Source organism: Microbispora sp. H10836 (assembly GCF_012999525.1).
In the GTDB taxonomy this organism is placed as follows: domain Bacteria; phylum Actinomycetota; class Actinomycetes; order Streptosporangiales; family Streptosporangiaceae; genus Microbispora.
The window spans coordinates 175356-196360 of record NZ_JABBWU010000011.1; the positions used below are offsets into that span (position 1 = coordinate 175356).

At 71.4% G+C, this 21005-nt stretch carries 21 protein-coding genes; 12 read left to right on the top strand and 9 right to left on the bottom strand.

The window, feature by feature from the left end; genetic code table 11:
* Positions 1-79: 79 nt before the first annotated feature.
* From HHX30_RS21315 to HHX30_RS21325, 4 genes are all read left to right on the top strand, one after another.
* Entirely contained in the window at positions 80-3616 is a 3537-nt protein-coding gene (locus tag HHX30_RS21315; RefSeq protein WP_169983726.1) for a hypothetical protein, read from the top strand.
* A 152-nt stretch (positions 3617-3768) separates the two neighbouring features.
* Entirely contained in the window at positions 3769-4587 is an 819-nt protein-coding gene (locus tag HHX30_RS21320) for a PP2C family protein-serine/threonine phosphatase (RefSeq protein WP_211592300.1), read from the top strand.
* On the top strand, positions 4536-4892 hold the full coding sequence (locus HHX30_RS40760; RefSeq protein WP_211592301.1) for a PP2C family protein-serine/threonine phosphatase: 357 nt from the start codon (positions 4536-4538) through the stop codon (positions 4890-4892). The genes HHX30_RS21320 and HHX30_RS40760 overlap by 52 nt, the downstream gene beginning before the upstream one ends.
* Positions 4882-5241 (top strand): STAS domain-containing protein, encoded by a 360-nt coding sequence (locus tag HHX30_RS21325; RefSeq protein WP_310741761.1) that lies wholly within the window; start codon positions 4882-4884, stop codon positions 5239-5241. Before HHX30_RS40760 ends, HHX30_RS21325 begins: the two co-directional genes overlap by 11 nt.
* A 3-nt stretch (positions 5242-5244) precedes the next feature.
* Here the strand turns inward: HHX30_RS21325 and HHX30_RS21330 are convergent, their stop codons facing one another.
* The 5 genes from HHX30_RS21330 to HHX30_RS21350 all read right to left on the bottom strand — a co-directional run bounded on the left by HHX30_RS21330 (position 5245) and on the right by HHX30_RS21350 (position 9385).
* The gene (locus tag HHX30_RS21330) at positions 5245-5580 is read right to left on the bottom strand and encodes a hypothetical protein (protein ID WP_169983727.1); all 336 of its coding nucleotides are present in this window, start codon (positions 5578-5580) and stop codon (positions 5245-5247) included.
* Between the two features lie 125 nt (positions 5581-5705).
* Positions 5706-6104 carry a hypothetical protein gene (locus tag HHX30_RS21335; RefSeq protein WP_169983728.1) on the bottom strand — a complete coding sequence of 133 codons (399 nt, stop codon included), beginning with the start codon at positions 6102-6104 and terminating at the stop codon, positions 5706-5708.
* Positions 6105-6207: 103 nt separating this feature from the next.
* A complete protein-coding gene (locus HHX30_RS21340) occupies positions 6208-6597 on the bottom strand; it encodes a hypothetical protein (RefSeq protein ID WP_169983729.1) in 390 nt (129 codons plus the stop codon).
* Positions 6597-6959 (bottom strand): hypothetical protein, encoded by a 363-nt coding sequence (locus HHX30_RS21345; RefSeq protein WP_169983730.1) that lies wholly within the window; start codon positions 6957-6959, stop codon positions 6597-6599. The genes HHX30_RS21340 and HHX30_RS21345 overlap by 1 nt, the downstream gene beginning before the upstream one ends.
* A gap of 116 nt (positions 6960-7075) precedes the next feature.
* Positions 7076-9385: a family 43 glycosylhydrolase gene (locus tag HHX30_RS21350; protein ID WP_211592302.1), complete on the bottom strand. Its 2310-nt coding sequence runs from the start codon at positions 9383-9385 to the stop codon at positions 7076-7078.
* 220 nt (positions 9386-9605) lie between these two features.
* Between HHX30_RS21350 and HHX30_RS21355 the strand changes: the two genes are divergently transcribed.
* Genes HHX30_RS21355 through HHX30_RS21385 form a run of 7 tightly spaced genes read left to right on the top strand, consistent with a single transcriptional unit; the run spans position 9606 to position 17171 of the window.
* Positions 9606-10781 carry an ROK family transcriptional regulator gene (locus HHX30_RS21355; RefSeq protein WP_211592303.1) on the top strand — a complete coding sequence of 392 codons (1176 nt, stop codon included), beginning with the start codon at positions 9606-9608 and terminating at the stop codon, positions 10779-10781.
* Complete coding sequence (locus tag HHX30_RS21360) at positions 10781-11581, top strand: ABC transporter permease (RefSeq protein ID WP_169983731.1); 801 nt, start codon at positions 10781-10783, stop codon at positions 11579-11581. Before HHX30_RS21355 ends, HHX30_RS21360 begins: the two co-directional genes overlap by 1 nt.
* Positions 11578-12363, top strand: coding sequence for an ABC transporter ATP-binding protein (locus tag HHX30_RS21365; RefSeq protein ID WP_211592304.1), 786 nt, complete (start codon positions 11578-11580; stop codon positions 12361-12363). Before HHX30_RS21360 ends, HHX30_RS21365 begins: the two co-directional genes overlap by 4 nt.
* Positions 12360-13358 carry an aliphatic sulfonate ABC transporter substrate-binding protein gene (locus tag HHX30_RS21370; RefSeq protein ID WP_169983733.1) on the top strand — a complete coding sequence of 333 codons (999 nt, stop codon included), beginning with the start codon at positions 12360-12362 and terminating at the stop codon, positions 13356-13358. Before HHX30_RS21365 ends, HHX30_RS21370 begins: the two co-directional genes overlap by 4 nt.
* On the top strand, positions 13355-14824 hold the full coding sequence (locus HHX30_RS21375) for a sulfatase-like hydrolase/transferase (protein WP_311922680.1): 1470 nt from the start codon (positions 13355-13357) through the stop codon (positions 14822-14824). The genes HHX30_RS21370 and HHX30_RS21375 overlap by 4 nt, the downstream gene beginning before the upstream one ends.
* A complete protein-coding gene (locus HHX30_RS21380) occupies positions 14821-16239 on the top strand; it encodes a sulfatase (protein WP_169983735.1) in 1419 nt (472 codons plus the stop codon). Before HHX30_RS21375 ends, HHX30_RS21380 begins: the two co-directional genes overlap by 4 nt.
* 2 nt (positions 16240-16241) lie before the next feature.
* The gene (locus HHX30_RS21385; RefSeq protein ID WP_169983736.1) at positions 16242-17171 is read left to right on the top strand and encodes a formylglycine-generating enzyme family protein; all 930 of its coding nucleotides are present in this window, start codon (positions 16242-16244) and stop codon (positions 17169-17171) included.
* A 33-nt stretch (positions 17172-17204) separates the two neighbouring features.
* Here the strand turns inward: HHX30_RS21385 and HHX30_RS21390 are convergent, their stop codons facing one another.
* From HHX30_RS21390 to HHX30_RS21400, 3 genes are read right to left on the bottom strand one after another with little or no spacing between them, the layout of a single operon-like run.
* Positions 17205-17960: a hypothetical protein gene (locus HHX30_RS21390; protein ID WP_169983737.1), complete on the bottom strand. Its 756-nt coding sequence runs from the start codon at positions 17958-17960 to the stop codon at positions 17205-17207.
* Complete coding sequence (locus HHX30_RS21395) at positions 17864-18241, bottom strand: SMI1/KNR4 family protein (protein WP_169983738.1); 378 nt, start codon at positions 18239-18241, stop codon at positions 17864-17866. The genes HHX30_RS21390 and HHX30_RS21395 overlap by 97 nt, the downstream gene beginning before the upstream one ends.
* A 48-nt stretch (positions 18242-18289) precedes the next feature.
* A complete protein-coding gene (locus tag HHX30_RS21400) occupies positions 18290-18511 on the bottom strand; it encodes a hypothetical protein (RefSeq protein ID WP_169983739.1) in 222 nt (73 codons plus the stop codon).
* A 255-nt stretch (positions 18512-18766) separates the two neighbouring features.
* Here HHX30_RS21400 and HHX30_RS21405 point away from each other — a divergent pair, with 255 nt between their 5' ends.
* Positions 18767-18985 carry a hypothetical protein gene (locus HHX30_RS21405; protein WP_169983740.1) on the top strand — a complete coding sequence of 73 codons (219 nt, stop codon included), beginning with the start codon at positions 18767-18769 and terminating at the stop codon, positions 18983-18985.
* A gap of 59 nt (positions 18986-19044) precedes the next feature.
* On the opposite strand, the gene HHX30_RS21410 is transcribed toward HHX30_RS21405, so the two are convergent.
* Positions 19045-20757, bottom strand: a complete 1713-nt coding sequence (locus HHX30_RS21410) for a fibronectin type III domain-containing protein (RefSeq protein WP_169983741.1) — start codon at positions 20755-20757, stop codon at positions 19045-19047.
* Positions 20758-21005 lie beyond the last annotated feature (248 nt).

Below are 21005 nucleotides of genomic sequence, written 5' to 3' on the forward strand. Positions count from 1 at the left end.
AGGAGTCTCATCTGGAGGGCCTCTCAGGGGGCCGGCTCCGGTGCTCGGTCAGCGCAGCCCCTCTCGTGCGGGAGCCATCGTGATCTCGAAGACTTCGTCACTCCCTTCCTCCGTCGTCACGGGACTCGTCTTCGACGAACCCGGCAACTCGGTCTGGTTCGCCACCGGCGACGGGCACCTCGGCACCTGGCGCCTTCTCGGGGAGGTCCACACCGACCTCGGCGCCGGATGGCCCGACGCCGTCGCCGTTCTTCCCGGCGTCGACGGCGTCTCCGTCCGGATCGTGACGGCCGGGGGCGAGGTCCACGTCGCCGCGCGGGACCGGGCCGATCGCGCCGACGCCGAGTTGGCGGCGACGCATTCGACCGGTCTGCGCGCCGCCGCCGGGCTCGAAGACGGGACGCTCCTGCTTCTCGACGACGACGGAGCGGTCGTCCGCCTCGGCCTCGGAGCGTTCGAGATCCTCGTCGCCGCACCGGCCGCCGCCGCACCGGCCGCCGCCGCGGCGGTCGCGATGTGCGCCGACGGGGCCGCGAACGAGCTCCTGCTCGTGACGCCCGCCGGCGGCGGCGTGAACCTGGAGCGCCGCTCGCTCGCGGACGGCGCGCTTCTCGCCACCGTCGCCCTGCCGCACCCGGTCGTCTCGATCGTGGCGTCCGGCGGCGGGGCGCTGACGGTCGACGACGCGGGGGTGGTCCGCCACCTTTCGTGGGCCAGCGGGGAGGACCCCGCGGAGGTCGCGCTTCCCGGGCCGGTCACGGGGCCCGTCGCGCGGTGGCACTCGCTCGTGTTCGCGGCATCCGGCGCCGGCATCACCGTTGTGGACTGGGGATCGGACGTCGAGACCCTCGCGCTGGAGGTCTCGCTGCAACCCCTCGCGGCAGGGGGATGGGCGCCGATGATCGTCGACTACGCCTCCCTCGGGATCTCCGCCGACGACGTGGACTGGTTCTGGAACGACGCGGACGATGAGGAGGAGGAGTGCGTCTCGGTCGCCCGCTCCGGCGCCGAGGACGCCGAGCGGTACGAGCACCGCGTGCTCGCCGGGCCCGTGCCAGGCGAGCGGACGCTCGTCGCGACCGACCGCTCGTCCGGGGAGGTTCTCGCGACGCGGCGTTTACGCGTCCTGAACCGGTGGCCCGACGACGAGGTCGGCCCGCCGCAGGTCATCAGCGGCAGGCGTGAGGTGTACGCGAAGCCGGGCTGGGGCGGCGGACCGGGGTCGCCGCAGAACATCCGCGTTCACCCGGCCCCCGAGGAATACCGCATCGCCGTCGCGGTGCTCCGGTGCAAGGGCTCGACCGCGGCGGTCAACGCCGCCGGCGCGGCGGACCGGCGCCGTGACGAGCTGACCGAAGACGTCGTCTCGACCTCCGGCGACTCCGCCGACCGGTGGTTCCGTGAGGTGTCGTACGCCGACACACCGGCGGGCGCGTCCGGACCGAAGGGCACCCGCATCCGTCTTCTGACCGGCGCCGTGGTCGGGCCGATCGACGTGCCGTACACCTTCACCGAGCTCTTCGAGCCGGGCGATCCCACTGACTCCTGGGGGTCCTGGGCCCCGAAGCCCGGGACGTGGGACGTGCTCGGCGGCACGTTCTCATCCTTCGTCCGCGACACGCCGCTGATCTTGGGAGGGGGAGTGACGCGGCCGGTCATGGAGTTCGCGGACGCCGTGGTCTTCACGGTCCTGCCGGGAACCGACGATCCGGTCACGGTCGGCGCGACCACGGTGGGCGCGCAGTGGACGTGGGCGTACGCCGGCGACGCGCAGGTCTACTGGAAGCCCGCGGACGGGTCGACCACGTTCACCCGCAAGCCGGCGGTGGTCATGCCGGCGGCGATCTCGGCCGGTCATCCGGCGCCGTGGTCCGAGAAGGAGTTCGTCACGACGATCGTCCACGAACTCGGGCACACCCTCGGCATGCCGGACCTGTACCAGGGACCGGGGTATCCGGCCGAGATCGGGGAGCGCTACATGGGCGACTGGGACATGATGCACTCCGACGTCCCGATGCCGCACCTGTCGCTGCCGCACCGCATGCGGCTCGGCTGGATCGACCCGTCCTGGGTCGAGGTGTGCGACTTCTCGAAGAATCCCGCGACCCGCGAGATCACGCTGCAGGCGCTCGAAACGCTGTCGCGGACCGGGCCCGGCGCCGGCAGGAAGGCCGGGATCGAGATCCGCCTGCGCGACGGGTGGAACTACTACTTCGAGCACCGGCGCGAGCAGCCGGGGCAGATCGGCGACCAGCAGCTGCCGAAGAACGCCGTGCTGGGCACCGACGTGTTCCAGGCGACCGCCGACGACATGGCGCGCCCGCTCATCCTGCTCCTGCCGAACGACGTCGACGGCGACGGGCCCGTCCTCGCGGCCGCCGGCAGGGACTACGAGGAGAGCGACGTCACGAACCCCGACAGGATGAACGACTTCCGCCTGACGCGGCTCCTGCCCGGCCTGACCGATCCGGCCGACGACGTGCGGGTGCGCGTCGAATACGTCGGCGCGCACCGTGCCGAGCTGCAGATCACCCCCGCGCGCGGCAACGGCCACTGGAAGAGCCCCGACATCGACATCGACGGCCCGTCGGGGCCGAACATCGTGGTGAAGGGGCAGAAGCACCGGATCCGCATCCGGGTGCGCAACGCCGGGACGAAGGCGGCGGACCAGGTGACACTCCGGGTCGGGTGGCTGCCGTTCACGACGACGCCCGGCGCCTGGCAGGCGCTCGCGTCGCCGACGCCGCTGACCATCGGAGCCAAGTCGAGCGCTGTGTTCGAGGTCGACTGGATGGTGCCGGCGTCCGTCACCGTACCCGCCGCGTCGGGTCCGGCGATCGAAGCCGAGCACTTCTGCGTGCGGGTCGACATCGACCGGTACGTCGACCCGGTGGATCCGGCGGGCAGCGAGATCGTCGTCCACAACAACTGGGCGCAGTCGAACTTCAACACCTCGACGACCGCGCAGTCCTCGCCGTCGTCGCGCGAGACCACCGCGATCATCGCCGCGAACCCGTTCCCGACACGGGCGCTGCACCGGCACGTCGTCGAGCAGACAGGCGACCAGTTCCGTCTCTTCCTGGACGAAGGGTGGCGGATGGTCGACGCCGGCGCGACCGGCACGACGCGGCTCGCGTACGAGTCGTTCGCCGGCGACCCGCGACGCGGCCGGCGCTATGCGGAGCGGTTCGAGCGGTCGCAGGGCGAGGCGATCAGCTCGGACGTCTCGGTGCGGACCTTCGTGCAGCCGGAGGGACGCCACGACTCGGGCCTGCCCGGCTTCGGTGCGGGCCTGTGGCTGCGCGCGGGCTGGCGCACCAGGTTTGAGGACGTGGGCGTCGACGGCGAGCTCGTCCACGGGTTGGTGGTGTACGAGCACGACGGCACGCGCGACCGGGTCCCGTTCGGCGAGGTGCGCGTCGTCGCGCACCCGGAGGACCGCCCCGACGAGGTGATCTGGCTCGACGGCGGAGTGGACGAGGGCCGGTTCGGGGTCGGCGTTCCGGGCGAGCTGTTCGAGCACGCGCGCAGGGAACCCTGGGTCTTCGAAGTGTTCTACTTCAGCACCTACCGGCACGCGCCCACGCGGTCGGGGGTGCTGCCGCTGCGGCTGTGAGGCATGCCGCCCGGCTGTTCAGCCGCCCAAGCCAAGGAACAGTTCAACGGTTTCGTAGGATAGGGCAAATCATCGACCGGCCACGGGGCCCCGGGCCGCGGCCGAGGGACGGGAAGGAGCCAGAGGTCAGCACCGTCGACGAAGCGCCGGGCATGCCGATGCCGCTCGCCTCCGCCACGGAGGCGCGCCGCCTCGCGGCCGTGCGCCGCTACGCGGCCCTGGACACCGCCTCCGGCGCCGCGTTCGACCGGGTGGCCGCCCTGGCGGCGCGGATCTTCCACGCTCCATTCGCCACCGTGACGATCGTCGGCGACGACACGGTCCGCGTCATCGCCGAGCACGGGCCGCCACCGCGCCGGGCGATCCTCGAGAGCCTGTGCGCCGCGGCGGTACGGCACAGTGGGCCGTACGTCGTCGACGACGTGCTACTCGACCCGCGGGCGGCCGGCGACCCGGCGGTGCGCGGCGAGCCCGGCATCCGCTTCTACGCCGCAGCGGCGATCACGACGGCCGACGGCGAGGCCCTGGGCAGCGTCAACGTCATGGACGCCCGTCCCCGGCAGGCCGGCGAGGAGGAACTGGCCTGCCTGCGGGACCTGGCCGCGCTGGTCATGGACGAGCTGGAGGTGCGGCTGACCACGCACCGTACGGTCGAGGTGGAAAGGGAACTGCGCGCGGGAGCCGAGCGGCTGGCCCGCACCCTGCAGCGCACCCTGCTTCCGCCGGCGCTGCCCCGGGTGCCCGGACTGTGCGCGGCCGCCGCCTACCACCCGGTCTCCGCCGACGAGGTCGGCGGCGACTTCTACGACCTCTTCGCGCTCGACGGCGACCGGTGGGCGTTCTTCCTCGGTGACGTCTGCCCGACGGCGACGGGTTCGGCGTCACGCTCGCCACCGGAGGGCATCCCCCGGCGCTGGCGGTGCGGGCGGACGGCACCGTCGAGCCCATCCACCCGGCCGGGGGACAGCTGATCGGCATCCTGCGCAATCCTCAGTTCGCCCAGGTGAGCGCGCGGCTGAGCGCCGGTGACGCGCTGCTGCTGTACACCGACGGCCTCACCGAGGCGCGGACGCCGACCGGCTCGATGCTCGACGAGGACGGCCTGACCGCGCACCTCGCCGCCGCGGGACCCACGAGTGCCGATTCCCTCCTGACCACCGTGCACGACCTGATCACGGCCTTGGGCACGGGGGTGTCAGACGACACCGCGGTCCTCGCCCTGTCCGTTCCGCCCGCCACTCGAACGCCGTTCTCCGGGAGTCTCGGTGCCGCATGACAACGGTCTGACCGTCACCCTTCAGCCGCACGCCTCCGGTCCGCACCTGCTGGTCGTGGCCGGGGACCTGGACCACCACACCACTCCACGCCTGCGGGCGGCCCTGGAGGAGATCGAGTTCGGCCCGGGCGCCGACCTGGTGATCGACCTGTCCGGGCTGACCTTCTGCGACTCCACCGGCATCGCCACACTGGTCGCCGCCCACCAGCGCGCCCACGACGCGGGCGCCGCCCTGCTCCTGGCCGGTCTGGATTCGGACATCACCCGCGTCTTCCAGATCATGGGCCTGGACCGGCTGCTCGCCTTCTACGACAGCCCGGAAGAGGCCGTACGCGCCCTGAGCAGGTAAGCCCTACAGCGGTGCGGCGACGGCGACCGCGATGTTCTGCCTGATGTCGCAGTTCCTGACCCGGCGGCAGAAACCGTCCGCCACGCTGGTGGCACCGCCCGCGGTGCTGGCCGCGGTGTGCTGGTGACCCCGGTTCCTCGTGGGGCTGTCCAGCTGGACGATGTTCCGGTTGCGGGTGCCGTTCCCGATGGCGGCCGGGCCGTCCCCGGCCTCCCGCGCGGGCCGCGCGCTCGCGGGGGCGGACAGGACGACCTGCGCGGCGGCCGCCGTGGACAGGACGGTGGCGATGACGGCGGCGGACAACGGGGCAAGCCGGGACGCGCCACGTGAGATGAGCATCCGCCCCCGCCTTTCGCCCATGCGCCGCCCGTCGGCGCGCGTGGTCACACCGTAGCCGCCGCGGTGGCCCGCGGGCGGTCACCGGCGTGCGTGTCCGGTGACGTTCTCGCTCGTCCGCGTGCGCGTCACCGCCCCGTGATCACGGTGCCGCTCGTCCTGGGGGAGCTCTGGTTGCGGCCCCGGAGGTTCTGCGAGCCCCTGCAGCCGGGCCGGTGCACGCAGTTGCCGGCCTGGGTGTTCACCGACGCGTCCACCCCGGTGATGACCTGCTGGGTGCCCGCTATGTTCCGCTGGCTGCCGACGAGCAGGGAGTTCAGGTTGTTCAGGCCGTTGTTGATCACGTATCTCGAGTTGGCGCCGTTCCCGTCGCCGCCGCCGTGGCCCCGGCCGGACGCCGCGTCCGCGGTCGTGGGGGCGAGCGCGAGGCCGGCGCCCGTGAAGGCCAGCGCGGTCAGCGCCAGCAGTCGCGCCGCCGGGCCGGTGAGCGCGTGCCGCCCCCTTTGGCGAGCACTGTGACGAGCCATGGTTGTGCGCCTTCCCCCGGTGTCCGTCATGGAGATCCGTCCGTACGGATCTGCCGGGCATGTACCCCGGACGGTCACGCCCGTCACGGTCGCTGAACGAGGATTAACCCCCCTGTGGGGATATGGCGGCCCTTCTCGCGGCACGCCGGATTCGCGCGTCCTGAGGGTTCAGCAGCTCGGTCTGCCGGTCCGACGCCCGTATCCGCTGCGTCATGTCGCAGAAGCGGGACCTTCGCCCGCAGATCGTGCTCTGCGCGTTCGCGACACCGCTGACGCCGACCGTCCTCTGCTGGCCGCCGGTCCCGTTCCTCGCACTGCCCACCGTCAGCTGACTGACGTTGCGCATTCCGTTGCCCACACGGACGGTGGTGCTGTTGCCGTTGCGGTCGCCGGCCGTACGGGTGACCGCCGCGAGACCGGCGGCTGGAGGCCGCGCCGCGACGAGGCCCGCCACCGCGATCGTGACCGCTGCCAGAGCGAGACCGGCGCGCATCAGCGGTCCGCCGCCCGGCGGTCCCCGGGGCCGTCGCTTCGGGCGCGGATGTTTTGCGACAGCGCGCAGAACCGGGCGCGCTGCCTGCACAGGCCGCCCTGCACGCTGCTCACCCCGCCGACTCCCGTCGAGAGCTGGTGGAGGACGCCGCGCAGCCGGGTGCTGCCGATCGCCACCATGGTCCGGTTGGCCGAGCCGTTGCCCACGCGTACGGCCGAGCGGTTGCCGTTGCCGTCTCCGGCCACCGCCGCATACGCGTTCACCGGCGCGAGGGCCAGTACGGCGGCGAGCGTGACCGCGACCGGCGCGGGGCGTCGCGGCAGGCGGCCGGGGGATCGCGTGAGGGCGTGGGTGATCGGCATCGACGTGCCTCTACCCCGCTCGTGGGCCCGCGTCCCGGCCCCGGCGGAAACCGGGCCGGATCATGGCCCGCCCCTTGACCGGCCGCCCCTCGCGCGAAGGGGCGGCCGGTCGCCGGTCATCGGCTGGTCACCTCGTACGTCCGCAGGTAGTCGAACGTGGCCGTGGCGCCCGCCGTGTTCATCGAGATCAGGCCGATCCGCACCGGCCCGGTGCGCGGGAGCGACCAGCTGCCGCCCCAGATCCAGTGGGTGCCGTCGGTGCTCGACGCCATCCGGACGTCGTGCTCGCCGTTCTCCTCGTCGTAGTGGTAGAGCAGCCGCAGCCAGGTGGTCTGCGCGGCCGGGCCGCCGAACATCGGCCCGTTGGCGACCGCGGTGGGCGGGGTGGTGCCCGGGCGCGGGCCCTCCTTGCCGAACTCGGTCTGGTGCAGCACCGCGCCGTTGCCCTGGCTGAGGGGCAGGACCGTGTGCGTCAGCTTGAGCCACCGGTCGTCGTTCTCGTACAGCAGCAGGCCGGCCTGCTGGTTGCCGCGCGTGCCGTCGAAGGTGAGCTTCGTCTCGACGGCGAAGTCGCCCGCGGGCGCGTCCCGCAGCAGGATCGACGCGGTGTTGGTGCCCTGGAACAGCTCGGCGTTCTGGGTCGGCCAGACCAGGGAGCCGTTCGACAGGGTGGCCGAGGGGTTGCGGACCCGCGTCCAGCCGGTGGGCGTGCCCGTGCCGTCGAACTCGTCGGAGTACGCCGGCAGCCGCTCGCCCAGGACGGGGTCGGGCACCCGCTCGGTCACCGGCTGGTACAGCGGAGCGGCCCCCACGTTGTCGGCGTCGGCGACCACGCCGCCGGAGTCCTCGGCGCCGCGCGCGGCCACGCCGATGGAGCCCGAGGTGGGTGCGCCGTCCGGCAGGGTCATGGCGACCGTCGCCGCCGGGTCCCCGAGCCGGTCGGCCGACACCGACACGACCAGCGCGTTCCCGCGCCGCTCGGCGGCCACGTTCTGCCAGGAGCCGTAGTCGAACGAGGCCGGCAGCGGGCTGCTCGCCGTCGTCGTCTTCCCGCGCACCTTGGCCGTCACGACCAGCGCGCCCTGCTCGCGGTCGAGCCACGCGGTCACGTCGTCGGCGCCGTTCGCGCGGGTGACGACGAGCCCGGCGGCCTCGCCGCCCGTGCCCAGCCGCAGGTCGGCCTCCACCCGCACGTCGCCCTGGACGGTGTCGTCGCTGAGCTCGCGGTTGGAGCCCTTGGTGGTCAGGTAGCCGAGCGAGTCGGGGTCGGTGGCGGCCTTCCACGGCCCCTTCCACCCGTCCGTGCCGGAGTTGAACGTGCTGCCCACGCTCCACGTGGTGACCGGCGCCGGCTGCTCGCCCGTGGACGGCCCGGCCCCGGCCCGTACGACCGGCCAGCCGTCGATCCAGTCGAGCCGGTCGATCATCAGCGGGCGGCGGGCCAGATTGCCGATCGTCGTGCCCCAGGTCGTCGTGACCGGTCCGAACTCGGGGGCCGACGACGGGATCGCGTGGTAGACGAGCCAGTCCTGGCCGCTGAGGTCGGTCTGGATGGCGTTGTGGCCCGGGCCGACCCAGCCGTTGCCGCTGGCCGCGAGGACGATGCCGTCCTTGCTGGTCAGGTCCATGAGGTCGACGCCGGTCGGGGTTGTGAACGGCCCGAGCGGGTTGTCGGAACGGCCGACCTTGACCGTGTAGCCGCTGAACGCGCCGTCGCAACACCCGGCGTCGGAGTAGAAGAGGTAGTACCAGTCGTCGCGCCGGACGACGAAGCCGCCCTCCATGCGGCGCCCGCGGCCGATCTGCTTGACCTCGCCGGTGACCTCGGTCGCGTCCGCGTTCATCTTCGCGACGCAGATCGTGTCGTAGCTGCCCCAGTAGAGGTAGTTGTCGCCGTTCACGTCGGTGTAGACGGCCTGGTCGATGTTGTTGGTCGGGCAGCCGCTGCCGCCCGCCGGGACGATCCGGCCGCGGTCGGTCCACGGCCCGGTCGGGTGCGGGCTGGTCGCGAGCCCGACACCGCTCGTGGAGAGCGAGTACGTCAGGTGGTAGGTCCCGTTGACGTACCGGATGTCGGGCGCCCAGGGCCGGGTGCCGTTCGGCCACCACGATGGGTGGTTCTCCCCGGTGTAGACGTCCCCCGCGTACGTCCAGTGGACCATGTCGGGGGACTTGAGCATCGGCAGGATGTGCTCGTTCTTCCCGTCGATCGGGTTCGTGGTGCCGTAGGCGTACCAGAGGCCGTCCTTGCCCCGGATCATCGCGGGGTCGGGGAAGGTCTGCACGGCGTCGCCGCTGACCGGGTTGGAGTAGGTGGCGGGGGTGGAGGAGGTGGGCCCGGTCGCCGGCACTGCTGCTGCCTGTGCGGGCGGCGACGCGACCACGGTGGACGCGAGGAGTAAGGCTCCGATCACCAGTTGTCTCACGGCGAGCACCGTAGACAGGCCAAATTCTTCCGTCGAGACGCCGTCGAAATCCCGTGTCCCACCTGTCACAGAAAGGCACCGGCGGATGCGGCAGGATGCCTGCGAGCTTGCCGGGGGGTGTCCACGCTGGTCAGAGGTTTCGTCAGGGTCCCGGACGAATTTACCGATTCTTTTTGTCGGATGGTTGACGTAAAAAACAGACGAACCTTAGGTTGCCAGCGTGTCAACGACCCCCAACGGCGTGCACGCCCTCGTGCGCCGCTCTCATGAGGAGCGGGTGCTGCGCGTGCTCCGCCAGAACGGCGCGCAGAGCCGCAACGAGATCGCGGCCCGGGTCGGCCTGTCACGCACCACGGTCTCCGAGATCACCAGCGATCTGCTCGGCCGGGGTGCCATCCGCGTCGTCGACACCGACGCCGTGGAGCGCGTGGGCAGCGGCCGGCCGGCCGAGCGGCTCGCGCTCGACCCGGCCTCCGGGCAGTACATGGGCGTCGACTTCGGCCATCGCCGGGTGAACGTCCTGGTGGCCGACGCCGCGCACGAGATCATCGCGTCCGGGACCGCGCGCTACGAGGAGTCGGCGCAGTGGCCCGAGCGTCTCGACGCCGGGCTCGCCCTGATCGACCGGCTGAGCGCGGAGACCGGCGTCCACTACGGCGCGCTGCAGGCGATCGGGATCGGCGTCCCGGGGTGGGGCGACCGCTCGCGGGCCGACGGCGTCGCGGAGGTGTTCGCCCAGCGCTTCCACGCCGCGGTGACCGTCGACAACAACGTGCGCTTCGCCGGGCTGGCCGAGGCGCTGCACGCCCAGTCGGACTCCGTGCGCGATCTCATCTACCTGCGCCTGTCCGACGGGGTCGGCGGCGGGCTTGTGGTGGGGGGCCAGCTGGTGCGCGGCTCGCGGGGCTTCGCGGGCGAGCTCGGCCACGTGACCGCCGTGGCCGGCGGCGCGCAGTGCCGCTGCGGCAAGCGGGGCTGCGTCGAGACCGTCGCGTCGGCGCCGGCGATCCTCGCGCGGTGCCGGGAGCTCGGCGTGCCCGTGGACACGCTGGAGGACCTGAAGGCCGCGGTGGAGATCGCCCACCCGGTCGTCGACCAGGTGCTCCGCGAGGCCGGCACGACGGTCGGCCGGGTGCTCGGCACGGCGGTCATGACCCTCAACCCGGACGAGATCGTGCTCGGCGGCGAGATCATCCAGATCGCTCCGGCCCTGCTGCGGCAGGTCGCGGACACGGTCACCTACGAGCTGTCGTGGTGGACCGACGCGGCGCCCGTGATCCGCCCCGCCCTGCTGTCGGACGACGGCGGCGCGCGCGGGGCCATCGCGGCCCTGTTCCACGAGTCCCCCCTGCTCGCCGGATACGAAGCGAACGTCACGACGGACGGAGGCCTTTAGTGGCCGTGACCACCGCGGGCGCCACGAGGGACGGCAACGCCCCCGCCCGGCCGCGCAAGAACAGGACCTTCCTGGTCCTCAACATCATCTCGATCGTGGCCGGAATCGCGATCTGGTGGGGGCTGTCCCTGGCGGGACTCCAGTTCCCCACGCCGGGCGAGGTCGTCGCGGCCGCCTGGAAGATGATCAAGGACGGCACGCTCGCCACCGACGTGGGCGCCTCACTCGGGCGCGTGCTGGCCGGGTTCGCCCTCGGCTCGGTCGCGGCGGTGATCGTCGGCTTCGTCATGGGGTGGTACACCGTGGCCCGCGGCCTGTTCGAGCCGTGGATCCAGTTCTTCCGCACGATCCCGCCGCTGGCGATGCTGCCCCTGGTGCTCGTCCTGATGGGCATCGGTGAAAGCCCCAAGATCTTCGTCATCTTCCTGGCAGCGTTCCTGTCCTGCGTCATCTCCACCTACCAGGGCGTGGTGAACGTGGACAAGACGCTGATCAACGCCGCGCGGGTGCTCGGCGCGGGCGACGGGACCATCTTCGGCCGCGTCGTGGTGCCGGCCTCCACGCCGTTCATCCTCGTGGGCATGCGGGTCGGGCTCGGCTCGGCCTGGGGCACCCTGGTGGCCGCGGAGCTCCTGGCCGCGCAGGCCGGGCTCGGTCACCGGATGCAGAGCGCGCAGCTCTACTACGACCTTCCGACGATCTTCGTCGGCATCATCGCGATCGGGGTCCTCGGCCTGATCATGGACCGGCTGCTCATGATCGCCGGCAACAAGCTGACGGCATGGCAGGAGAACCGATGAGCACTCCCAAGATCTCCGTACGTGGTGTCGAGAAGGTCTTCCCCGTCGGGAGGGAGCCGTTCGTCGCGCTCGGCGGCGTCTCGCTGGACATCGCCGACAACGAGTTCGTGACCGTCGTCGGCCCCTCCGGCTGCGGCAAGAGCACGCTGCTCAACATCCTCGCCGGGCTGGAGCAGCCCACCGGCGGCACCGCGCTGGTGGACGGCAGGCCGGTCACCGGCCCCGGCCCCGAGCGCGGCGTCATCTTCCAGCAGTACGCGTTGTTCCCGTGGCTGACCGTCCGGGAGAACGTCGAGTTCGGCATGCGCACCGCGAAGGTCCCCAAGCAGGACCGGCGGGAGCGCGCCGAGCACTTCATCCGCCTGGTCGGGCTGGAGCAGTTCGCCGACGCGCTGCCCAAGACGCTGTCGGGCGGCATGAAGCAGCGCTGCGCGATCGCCCGGGCGTACGCGGTGAACCCGTCGATCCTGCTCATGGACGAGCCCTTCGGCGCGCTGGACGCGCTGACCCGGGTGCGGCTGCAGGAGCAGCTCCTGGAGACGTGGAGCAAGGAGCGGCGGACGGTCATGTTCATCACCCACGACGTCGACGAGGCGGTGTTCCTCGCCAACCGGGTGGTCGTCATGGCCGCCCGGCCGGGCCGGATCGCCGAGGTCATCGAGGTCGACCTCCCCTATCCGCGGGACGAGGACATGCGGCTGAGCCCCGAGTTCGGGGCGCTGCGCAACCGCGTCTGGCATGCGGTGTACCACCAGCGGCAGATCAAGGAGCCCGCGCAATGAAGAAGACATTCCTGGCCGCCGCGGCGGTCGTCGTGGCGCTGTCGGCGGCCGCCTGCGGGTCGGACGACTCCGGCGACTCGAGCGCCTCGGGCGGCGGCACGACGCACGTGGACTTCGGCTACATCGCCGACTTCAACGGCGCGAGCCTGCTCGCCGTCGCCGACAAGCAGGGCCTGTGGAAGAAGCACGGCCTCGACGCCAAGGTCAGCGTGTTCACCAACGGCCCGCTGCAGATCCAGGCGCTGGGCACCGGCGACCTCGACTTCGGCTACATCGGCCCCGGCGCCATGTGGCTGCCCGCCTCCGGCAAGGCCAAGGTCGTCGCGCTGAACACGCTCGGCAACGCCGACCGCGTCATCGCCCAGGCCGGCATCACCTCGCTGGAGGGCCTGAAGGGCAAGACGATCGGCGTGCCCGAGGGCACCTCCGGCGACATGATCCTCACGCTCGCGCTGAAGAAGGCCGGGCTGACCAAGGACGACGTGAAGATCGTCCCGATGGACGCGTCCACGATCGTGTCGGCGTTCACCTCCAAGCAGATCGACGCGGCCGGCTTCTGGTACCCGGCCATCTCGACGATCAAGAAGACCGTCCCCGACCTGGTCGAGCTGGCCAAGAACGAGGACTTCGCCGACACCGTGTCGTTCCCGACCGCGTTCGTCGGCGGCAACGACGTCGTCGCGGGCGAGAAGGACAAGACCGAGAAGGTCATCGGGGTGCTGCGCGACGCCATCCAGTACCGCAGCGAGCACCTCGACGAGACCGTGGCCGCGACCGCCGAGATGCTGAAGCTCCCGGCCGACCAGGTCAAGGCCGACGCCGCCAACTCCAAGGTGCTGTCGCTCGCCGACCTGGACGGCTACAGCAAGGACGGCACGATCGAGAAGTGGCTGAGCGGGATGGGCGACTACTTCGTCGGCGCCGGCAAGCTGCCCTCGGCCGTGGACCCGAAGACGTACTACACCGGCGACCTGTTCACGGGCGCGGCCAAGTGAACATTCTGTTCCTGATGACCGACCAGCACCGGGCCGACACCCTGGGCGCGTACGGCAACCGCCTCGCGGCCACCCCGGTGCTGGACGAGCTGGCCCGGACCGGGACCAGGTTCGACCGCTGGTACACCCCCACCGCGATCTGCACGCCGGCCCGGGCGAGCCTGCTCACCGGGCAGGCGCCGTTCCGGCACAAGCTGCTCGCCAACCACGAGAGGAACGTCGGCTACATCGAGGACCTGCCCGACGGCCAGTGGGCCTTCTCGGAGGCCCTGCGCGACGCCGGGTACAACTGCGGGCTCATCGGCAAATGGCACGTCGGCCACCACCGGCGGGCGGCCGACTTCGGGTTCGAAGGGCCGGACCTGCCGGGGTGGCACAATCCCGTGGACCACCCCGACTACCTGGACTATCTCAAGGCGAACGACCTGCCGCCCTACGAGATCCACGACCGCATCCGCGGGACGCTGCCGAACGGCGGGCCGGGCAACCTGCTCGCCGCGCGGCTGCGCCAGCCGGTCGAGGCGACGTTCGAGCACTACCTCGCCACCCGGGCGATCGAGATGCTGGAGCGGTACGCCGCCGACCCGAAGCCGTTCTTCCTGCAGCTCAACTTCTTCGGCCCGCACCTGCCGTACATCGTGCCGGACGAGTACTTCGACATGTTCGACCCCGAACTGGTCGAGCTGCCCAAATCGATCGCCGAGACCTTCGCCGGCAAGCCGCCGGTGCAGGCCAACTACAGCGCGCACTGGACGTTCGACACCATGCCGCTGGAGGTGACGCGCAAGCTCATCGCGGTCTACTGGGGCTACGTCGCGCTCATCGACATGGAGATCGGGCGGGTCATGGACGCCATGCGGCGCCTCGGCCTGAACGACGACACGGCGGTGTTCTTCACCTGCGACCACGGCGAGTTCACCGGCGCCCACCGGCTGCACGACAAGGGCCCGGCGATGTACGAGGACATCTACCGCACGCCCGGCCTGCTGCGGATCCCCGGCCAGGAGCCCGGCGTCGTCCGTACCGAGTTCGTCAGCCTGCTGGACTGCACGGCGACGATCCTGGAGCTGGCCGGGATCGACACCGCCCCGGCGGTCGACTCGCGCAGCCTCGTGCCGCTCGCCTCCACCCACGAGGTGCCGTGGGAGCAGGACATCGTCTGCGAGTTCCACGGGCACCACTTCCCGTACCCGCAGCGGATGATCCGGACCGACCGCTACAAGCTGGTCGTCAACCCCGACTCGACCAACGAGCTGTACGACCTGTTCACCGACCCGGACGAACTGCTCAACGTCTACAACCATCCCGAGATGGCGGAGGTGCGCGGGCGGCTCATGCGGCGGCTCTACGAGGTGCTGCGCGACCGGGGCGACAACTTCTACCACTGGATGACCTCGATGTACGACGTCGGCGAGGTGTCGTACGACCCCACTCTGAGCGGGCTGGACGAGGCGACCTACCGATGAGCGGGCGCCCGAACATCGTCATGATCCTCACCGACGACCACGCGTCGCACGCGGTCAGCGCGTACGGCTCGGTCGTCAACCGGACGCCGCGGATCGACGAGATCGCGGACCTCGGCGTCCGGTTCGACAACTGCTTCGCGACGAACGCGCTGTGCTCGCCGAGCCGGGCCAGCATCCTGACCGGCACATATTCGCACGTCAACGGCGTGTCGACGCTGGTCACGCCGATCGACGCGGCGCAGCCGACGTTCGTGAGCCAGTTGAAGGCCGCGGGGTATCGGACGGCGATCGTCGGCAAGTGGCACATGGGGGACGGCCCGGGGCACAACCCCCAGGGGTTCGACTACTGGGACGTGCTGATCGAGCAGGGGGAGTACTTCGACCCCTCGTTCCTGTCGGAGGAGGGCCTGCGGACCGTCCCCGGCTACGCCACGGACCTCATCACGGACATGGCGCTGAGCTGGGCGGATTCACTCGACGGCGACGATCCGTACTGCCTGCTGATCTACCACAAGGCGCCGCACCGCCCGTGGGAGCCCGACGACAAGCACGCCGGGATGTACACCGACCCCATCCCGGTGCCCGCGACGTTCGGCGACGACTACGCGACGCGCTCGTCGTCGGCCCGGCGGGCGGCCATGCGGATCGCCGAGCATCTGAACGCCGAGGACCTCAAGCAGGACCCGCCCGAGGGGCTGTCGTACGAGGAACTGGCGCTGTGGAAGTACCAGCGCTACATGGAGGACTACCTGGCCGTCGTCGCGTCGGTCGACGACAACGTCGGCCGGGTGGTCGACTGGCTGCGCGAGCGCGGCGACTTCGACGACACGCTGCTGATGTACTGCTCCGACCAGGGCTTCTTCCTCGGCGACCACGGGTGGTTCGACAAGCGGTTCATGTACGAGGAGTCGCTGCGGATGCCGCTCGTGCTGAGCTATCCGCGGCGCATCCCGGCCGGCCAGGCGCACACCGGGATCGTCACCAACGTCGACTTCGCGCAGACCGTGCTGGACGCGGCCGGGGTGCCGCACCACCCCCGGATGCAGGGCCGCAGCTTCCTCGCCGACCTGACCGGCGAGCCGGGCCCGCCGCCGGCGGAGGGCATGTACTACCGCTACTGGGAGCACGACGACGTCTTCCACAAGGCGCCGGCCCACTACGGCTACCGGACCGATCGCTACAAGATCATCTACTTCTACAACGACGGCATGGGCATCCCCGGCACGGGCGCGTTCACCTATCCGGGCGAATGGGAGCTGTACGACCTGGAGGCCGACCCGGAGGAGCTGCGCAACGTCTACGACGACCCGGCCTACCGCGAGATCCGCGAGGAGATGAAGGTCCGCATGTGGCACGCCCAGGCGGCCCTCGGCGACGAGCCGCACCCGAGCCAGCCGGTGCCGGAGGGAATCTGACCATGTCGGGAAGCTGCTGCACGCCCGCCACGCCCGGGCAGCCGCTGGAGCCGGTCCGCTTCACGGCGCACGGGCTCCACGGGATCGAGCAGGTGCGCCTGCCCGGCGGTGAGTTCCGCATGGGGGACGCGACCGGCGACGGCAACCCCGGCGACGGCGAGGGGCCCGTGCACGCGGTCACCGTGGCGCCGTTCTCGATCGACGCCACGACCGTGACGGTCGCGGACTTCGCGGCCTTCGCCGAGGCGACCGGCTACCGCACCGAGGCGGAGGAGTACGGCTTCTCCGCCGTCTTCCACCTGGCGATGCGCGCTCACCCGGACGACGTGATGGGCCCGGCGCCCGGCACGCCCTGGTGGGCCGGCGTGCGCGGCGCCGACTGGCGGCACCCCGCCGGGCGGCTGTCGCAGGCCGAGCCCGACCACCCGGTGGTCCACGTGAGCTGGAACGACGCGATGGCGTACTGCTCCTGGGCGGGCAGGCGGCTGCCGACCGAGGCCGAGTGGGAGTTCGCCTCCCGGGGCGGCCTCGACGGCGCCCGCTACCCCTGGGGAGACGACCTGCACGGTGACCTTCCCGGGGCCGATTGGCGGGTCAACATCTGGCAGGGCGTGTTCCCCACGGACAACACCCTGGACGACGGGTATCTCACGACCGCCCCGGTCCGGACGTACGAGCCCAACGCGTACGGGCTGTGGCAGACGGTCGGCAACGTCTGGGAGTGGTGCGCGGACTGGTACGCCCCCGACTACTACGTCTACTCGCCCTCGGCAGACCCGCGCGGCCCGTCGCGCGGCGGTGCGCGGGTGCTGCGCGGCGGCTCGTTCCTGTGCCACGACTCCTACTGCAACCGCTACCGCAACTCGGCGCGCTCGTCGAACACCCCCGACTCCTCCATGGCCAACGCCGGCTTCCGCACCGTCGCTCTCTGAAGAAACCGTCGCTCTCTGAAGAAACGGCCTGCGTCACATGGGGAGGCTGCCGGCGGTGCGCAGCGCGCCCCCGGTGTCGAGGCCGAGGCGGGCCGCCCAGGTCAGCGCCTCGGCGAGGGATGCGTCGTCGTCCGTCAGGCGGGCGGCCGCGAGAGTGGGCGGCGCCTTGCCCTCGTCGAGCAGGGCGGTCCACTGCCGCGCGGTGAGGGCCAGGTAGCGCAGGTCGGGCAGGTCGGCCACGACGGCCAGGTCGCGGACGACGGCCCGGGAGAGGTCGAGGCCGCGCAGGTTCGGGACGGTGCGCAACGGGCCGATCTCGATCGGGGTGGTGGTCCCCAGCTCCAGGGAGGTCAGGTGGCGGTGGCCTTCGAGCGGGGTCAGGTCGCCGCCGTCCAGGGTGACGCGCAGAGACTTGACAGGCAGCCGGCGAACCGGTGCCAGATCCGTGGTGACGGAGCGGTTGAGGTGCAGCAGCCGCAGGTTCGCGGCGCCGGTGAGCGGGGCCAGATCGACCGGGCTCGCCGCGTCGTTGACATGGATGGCCTGGAGGCCGGCCGGAACCTCGCCGGGGATCTCGCCGACGATCCTCTCGGAGTGCCGCCTCGGCTCGGGCTCCAGCAGTTCGATGTCGTCGTCGTGCTTCTCGTAGGCGCCCTGTTCCAGCAGTTCCAGTTGGCGGCCGAGCAGCGAGGTCACGGAGTCGGCGACGTACGACGGACACTCGTCGTAGTCGCGGCCGACGCGGATGACCTGGTCCGGGCGGCCGTTCCCGGCCGGGGCCAGGTCCACCCCAGGTCCCAGCCGAACCAGACCGGTTCGCGCAGGGCGGCGTGGACGGCGACCAGGTCCTCCAGCGCCAGCCAGGCGTCGCCTCCGAGCAGGTGGCGGTGCTCGTGGTCGACGGCGTCGCCGTTCGCGATCAGATACAGCGCACGCAGGTCGGCGGGCAGCGGCCGGCCGATGCGGCGCTCCGCCCGGTCGAGTGCGGCGGCCGACGCGGGCGGCGGCAGGGGTTCGGACCGTCCCAAGATCGCGGCCCGCCGCTCCATGTACGCGCGGAACCGTGTCACCGCCAGGTCCGGATCGCCCGCCGGGGCGGCCGGGCTCTCCTCCTGTTCTCAACCGGACGGAGGCAGCCGGTAGCTCGGGTCCAGGACGGCCTGAAAGCCGCCACCCAGTCCACGCAGGTTGGTGATCGCGTCCGCGAACGCGACCAGTTCGTACTCCCCGGACGGCCGGCACACGATCTCAACCGTCGTGGGATCCCAGTCCCGGACCTTCCGCACCGCCTCGCCGAGGCCGCTCAGCTCCGCGAAGAGGCGGGGCAGCGTCCCGTGCACTGCCGCCGATCATCGCACCAGGCGACGACAGAACGCGCAGCTCGACCTGGAGTGCTGCGCGAAGACCGGTGGGATGGTCGTACGAGGACCCTCCGCCGGACGCGACGGAAGCGGGGGTCGTGAAGCTTTCAGTGGTGTCCCGCTGGGCGAGCAGGTCGGGGACGGCGCTCTCCCGGCGCCCCTGGCCGCCCCTGATCGCCGATGCGATCGTGCGGGTGCCGCTCGCCCTGTGGGCGTCTATCCCGGGAGGATCGCATGCGTACGGTACGGGCTCTACTCGTCTCCGCGGCCCTGACCGCCGGCCTGGTCTCCGTCGGCACGGCGCCCGCGCACGCCGAGAGCATCCGGTACGCCTACTACTACCAGGCGGACTGCTACAACGGTGGCAACCTCGGCATCCAGTGGGGCTGGTGGACCTCGTTCCGCTGCGAATGGGGAACCGGCGGGGGCAACTTCTGGTTCCTCTACGCCTGACACCGCGAAAAAGGACGCCCCGTACTCGCGTACGGGGCGTCCACGTGTCCGGAAGGGCGTCAGGGCAGGGTGGCGAGGAACGGCTTGACGGTCCTGGAGAAGTTCCAGTTGTTCGAGGCGTCCCAGTTGATCGACCAGGTCATCGCGCCGCGGATGTCCGGGTAGGTCCGCGACGGGACGAACGAGCCGCAGTTGGTGCGCCGAGCCAGGCAGTTCAGCGCGTTGGTGACCGTGGCCGGCGAGACGACGCCGCCGCCCGCCGCGCCGGGGCCCGCGGGCAGGCCGAGGCCGACCTGGTCGGGGCGCAGGCCGTTCTCCAGCTGGATGCACGCCAGCGCGGTCATGAAGTCCACCGACCCCTGGCTGTAGACCCTCTGGTCGCATCCGAGCATCGCGCCGGAGTTGTAGTACTGCATGTTGACGACGGTGAGGATGTCCTTGACGCTCAGCGCGAGCTTGAAATACTCCATGCCGGTCGACTGCATGTCGATGGTCTGCGGAGCCATCATGATGATCAGCCCGGAGCCCGCCTTCGCCCGCAGTTCGCGCAGCGCCTGGGCCATGTAGGTGGCGTTGAGGCCGTTCTCCAGGTCGATGTCGACGCCGTCGAACCCGTAGGTCTGCATGATCGAGTAGACCGAGTTCGCGAACGCCGTGGCCGCCGCCGAACCGGCCACCTGCACGTGGCCCGCCTCCCCGCCGACGCTGAGGATGACCTTCTGGCCGCGCTGCCGCAGCGCCTGCACGTCGGTCTTGAACTGGGCCTCGGTGTAGCCGCCGACGGCGGTGGACAGGCCGGGGTCGAGGGCGAACCTCACCTGGCCCGGCGTGGTGGTCGCCTCGCCGAACGCGATCGCGACCACGTCGTAGTCCCGCGGCACCTGCGACAGCTTGAGCTCGACCGCCGGGTTGACGAAGTTGTGCCAGTAGCCGGTGAGGATGTGCCTGGGCAGCGCCCCGCCCGAGGAGCACCCGGTGGTGGTGCCGGTGACGGCGGCGCTCGCCGCGGACTCGCCCGCAGAGTTGTACGCCCTGACGGTGTAGGTGTGCGTGGTGCAGACGCCGAGCGAGCCGATCGTCGCGGTGGTGCCGGTGACCTGGGCCCGCTGGGTCGTGCCCTCGTAGACGCGGTAGCCCGTCACGGTCCCGCCGGAGGCGGTCCACGACAGTGAGATCGACGTGTCGGTGCTGCCGGTCACGCTGGGGGCGCCGGGCTGCCCGGGGGTGCCGGTGCCCGCGCCGGTAGTGGCCGAGACGGCGGAGCTCGCCGCCGACACGTTGCCCGCCGCGTCCCGTGCCCTGACCGTGTACGTGTACGTGGTGCCCGAGGCCAGGCCGCCGTCGGTGTACGTCGTCCCCGCCACGGTCGTGACGAGCTGCGAGCCACGGTAGACCTGGTAGCCGGTCACGCCGACGTCGTCGGTCGAGGCGTTCCATGCGAGCGACACGCTGCCGGAGGTGGTGCCGGTCACCCGCAGGCCGGCCGGGACGCTCGGAGCCGTGGTGTCGCCGCCCCCGCCCGCGAGCGGCTTCCACAGCGCGGGGACGATGGGCGGCTCCCACCCCGTCAGCGAGGTGTGCGCCTGGATGCACTCGTAGTCGGTGCCGTTGTAGGTCACCCGTGTGCCCACGGCGTACCAGGTGTTCGGCGCCCAGGCCGCGTACGCGAGGACGGCGCCGGACCGCGCCGACGCGGGGACGGGGCCGGTCCCGACCCCTGCCAGACAGAGACCCAGCGCGAGCAACAACGCGCTGAGCAGCCGTTTCTTCATCAATGCCGTCCTTCCGGGGTGCCGATCGGCGTCCGCGAGGAGGCGTCGGGTGACACGACGGCCGGTCGCGTGGCCTTCCCTTCGCTTAGGAAAGTTTCCTAATAGTTTTGGCGTGAGCGTAGCCCCGGAAAGACGCCCGTTCAAGACCCTGTGAGGGACGAGGGCACAAGCCGCTGACAGTCGACGAGTTCCCCTGCCTCGTCCGCTTCGCCGACAGACGGCCCGACGTCGAACTCGCCGACCTGGGC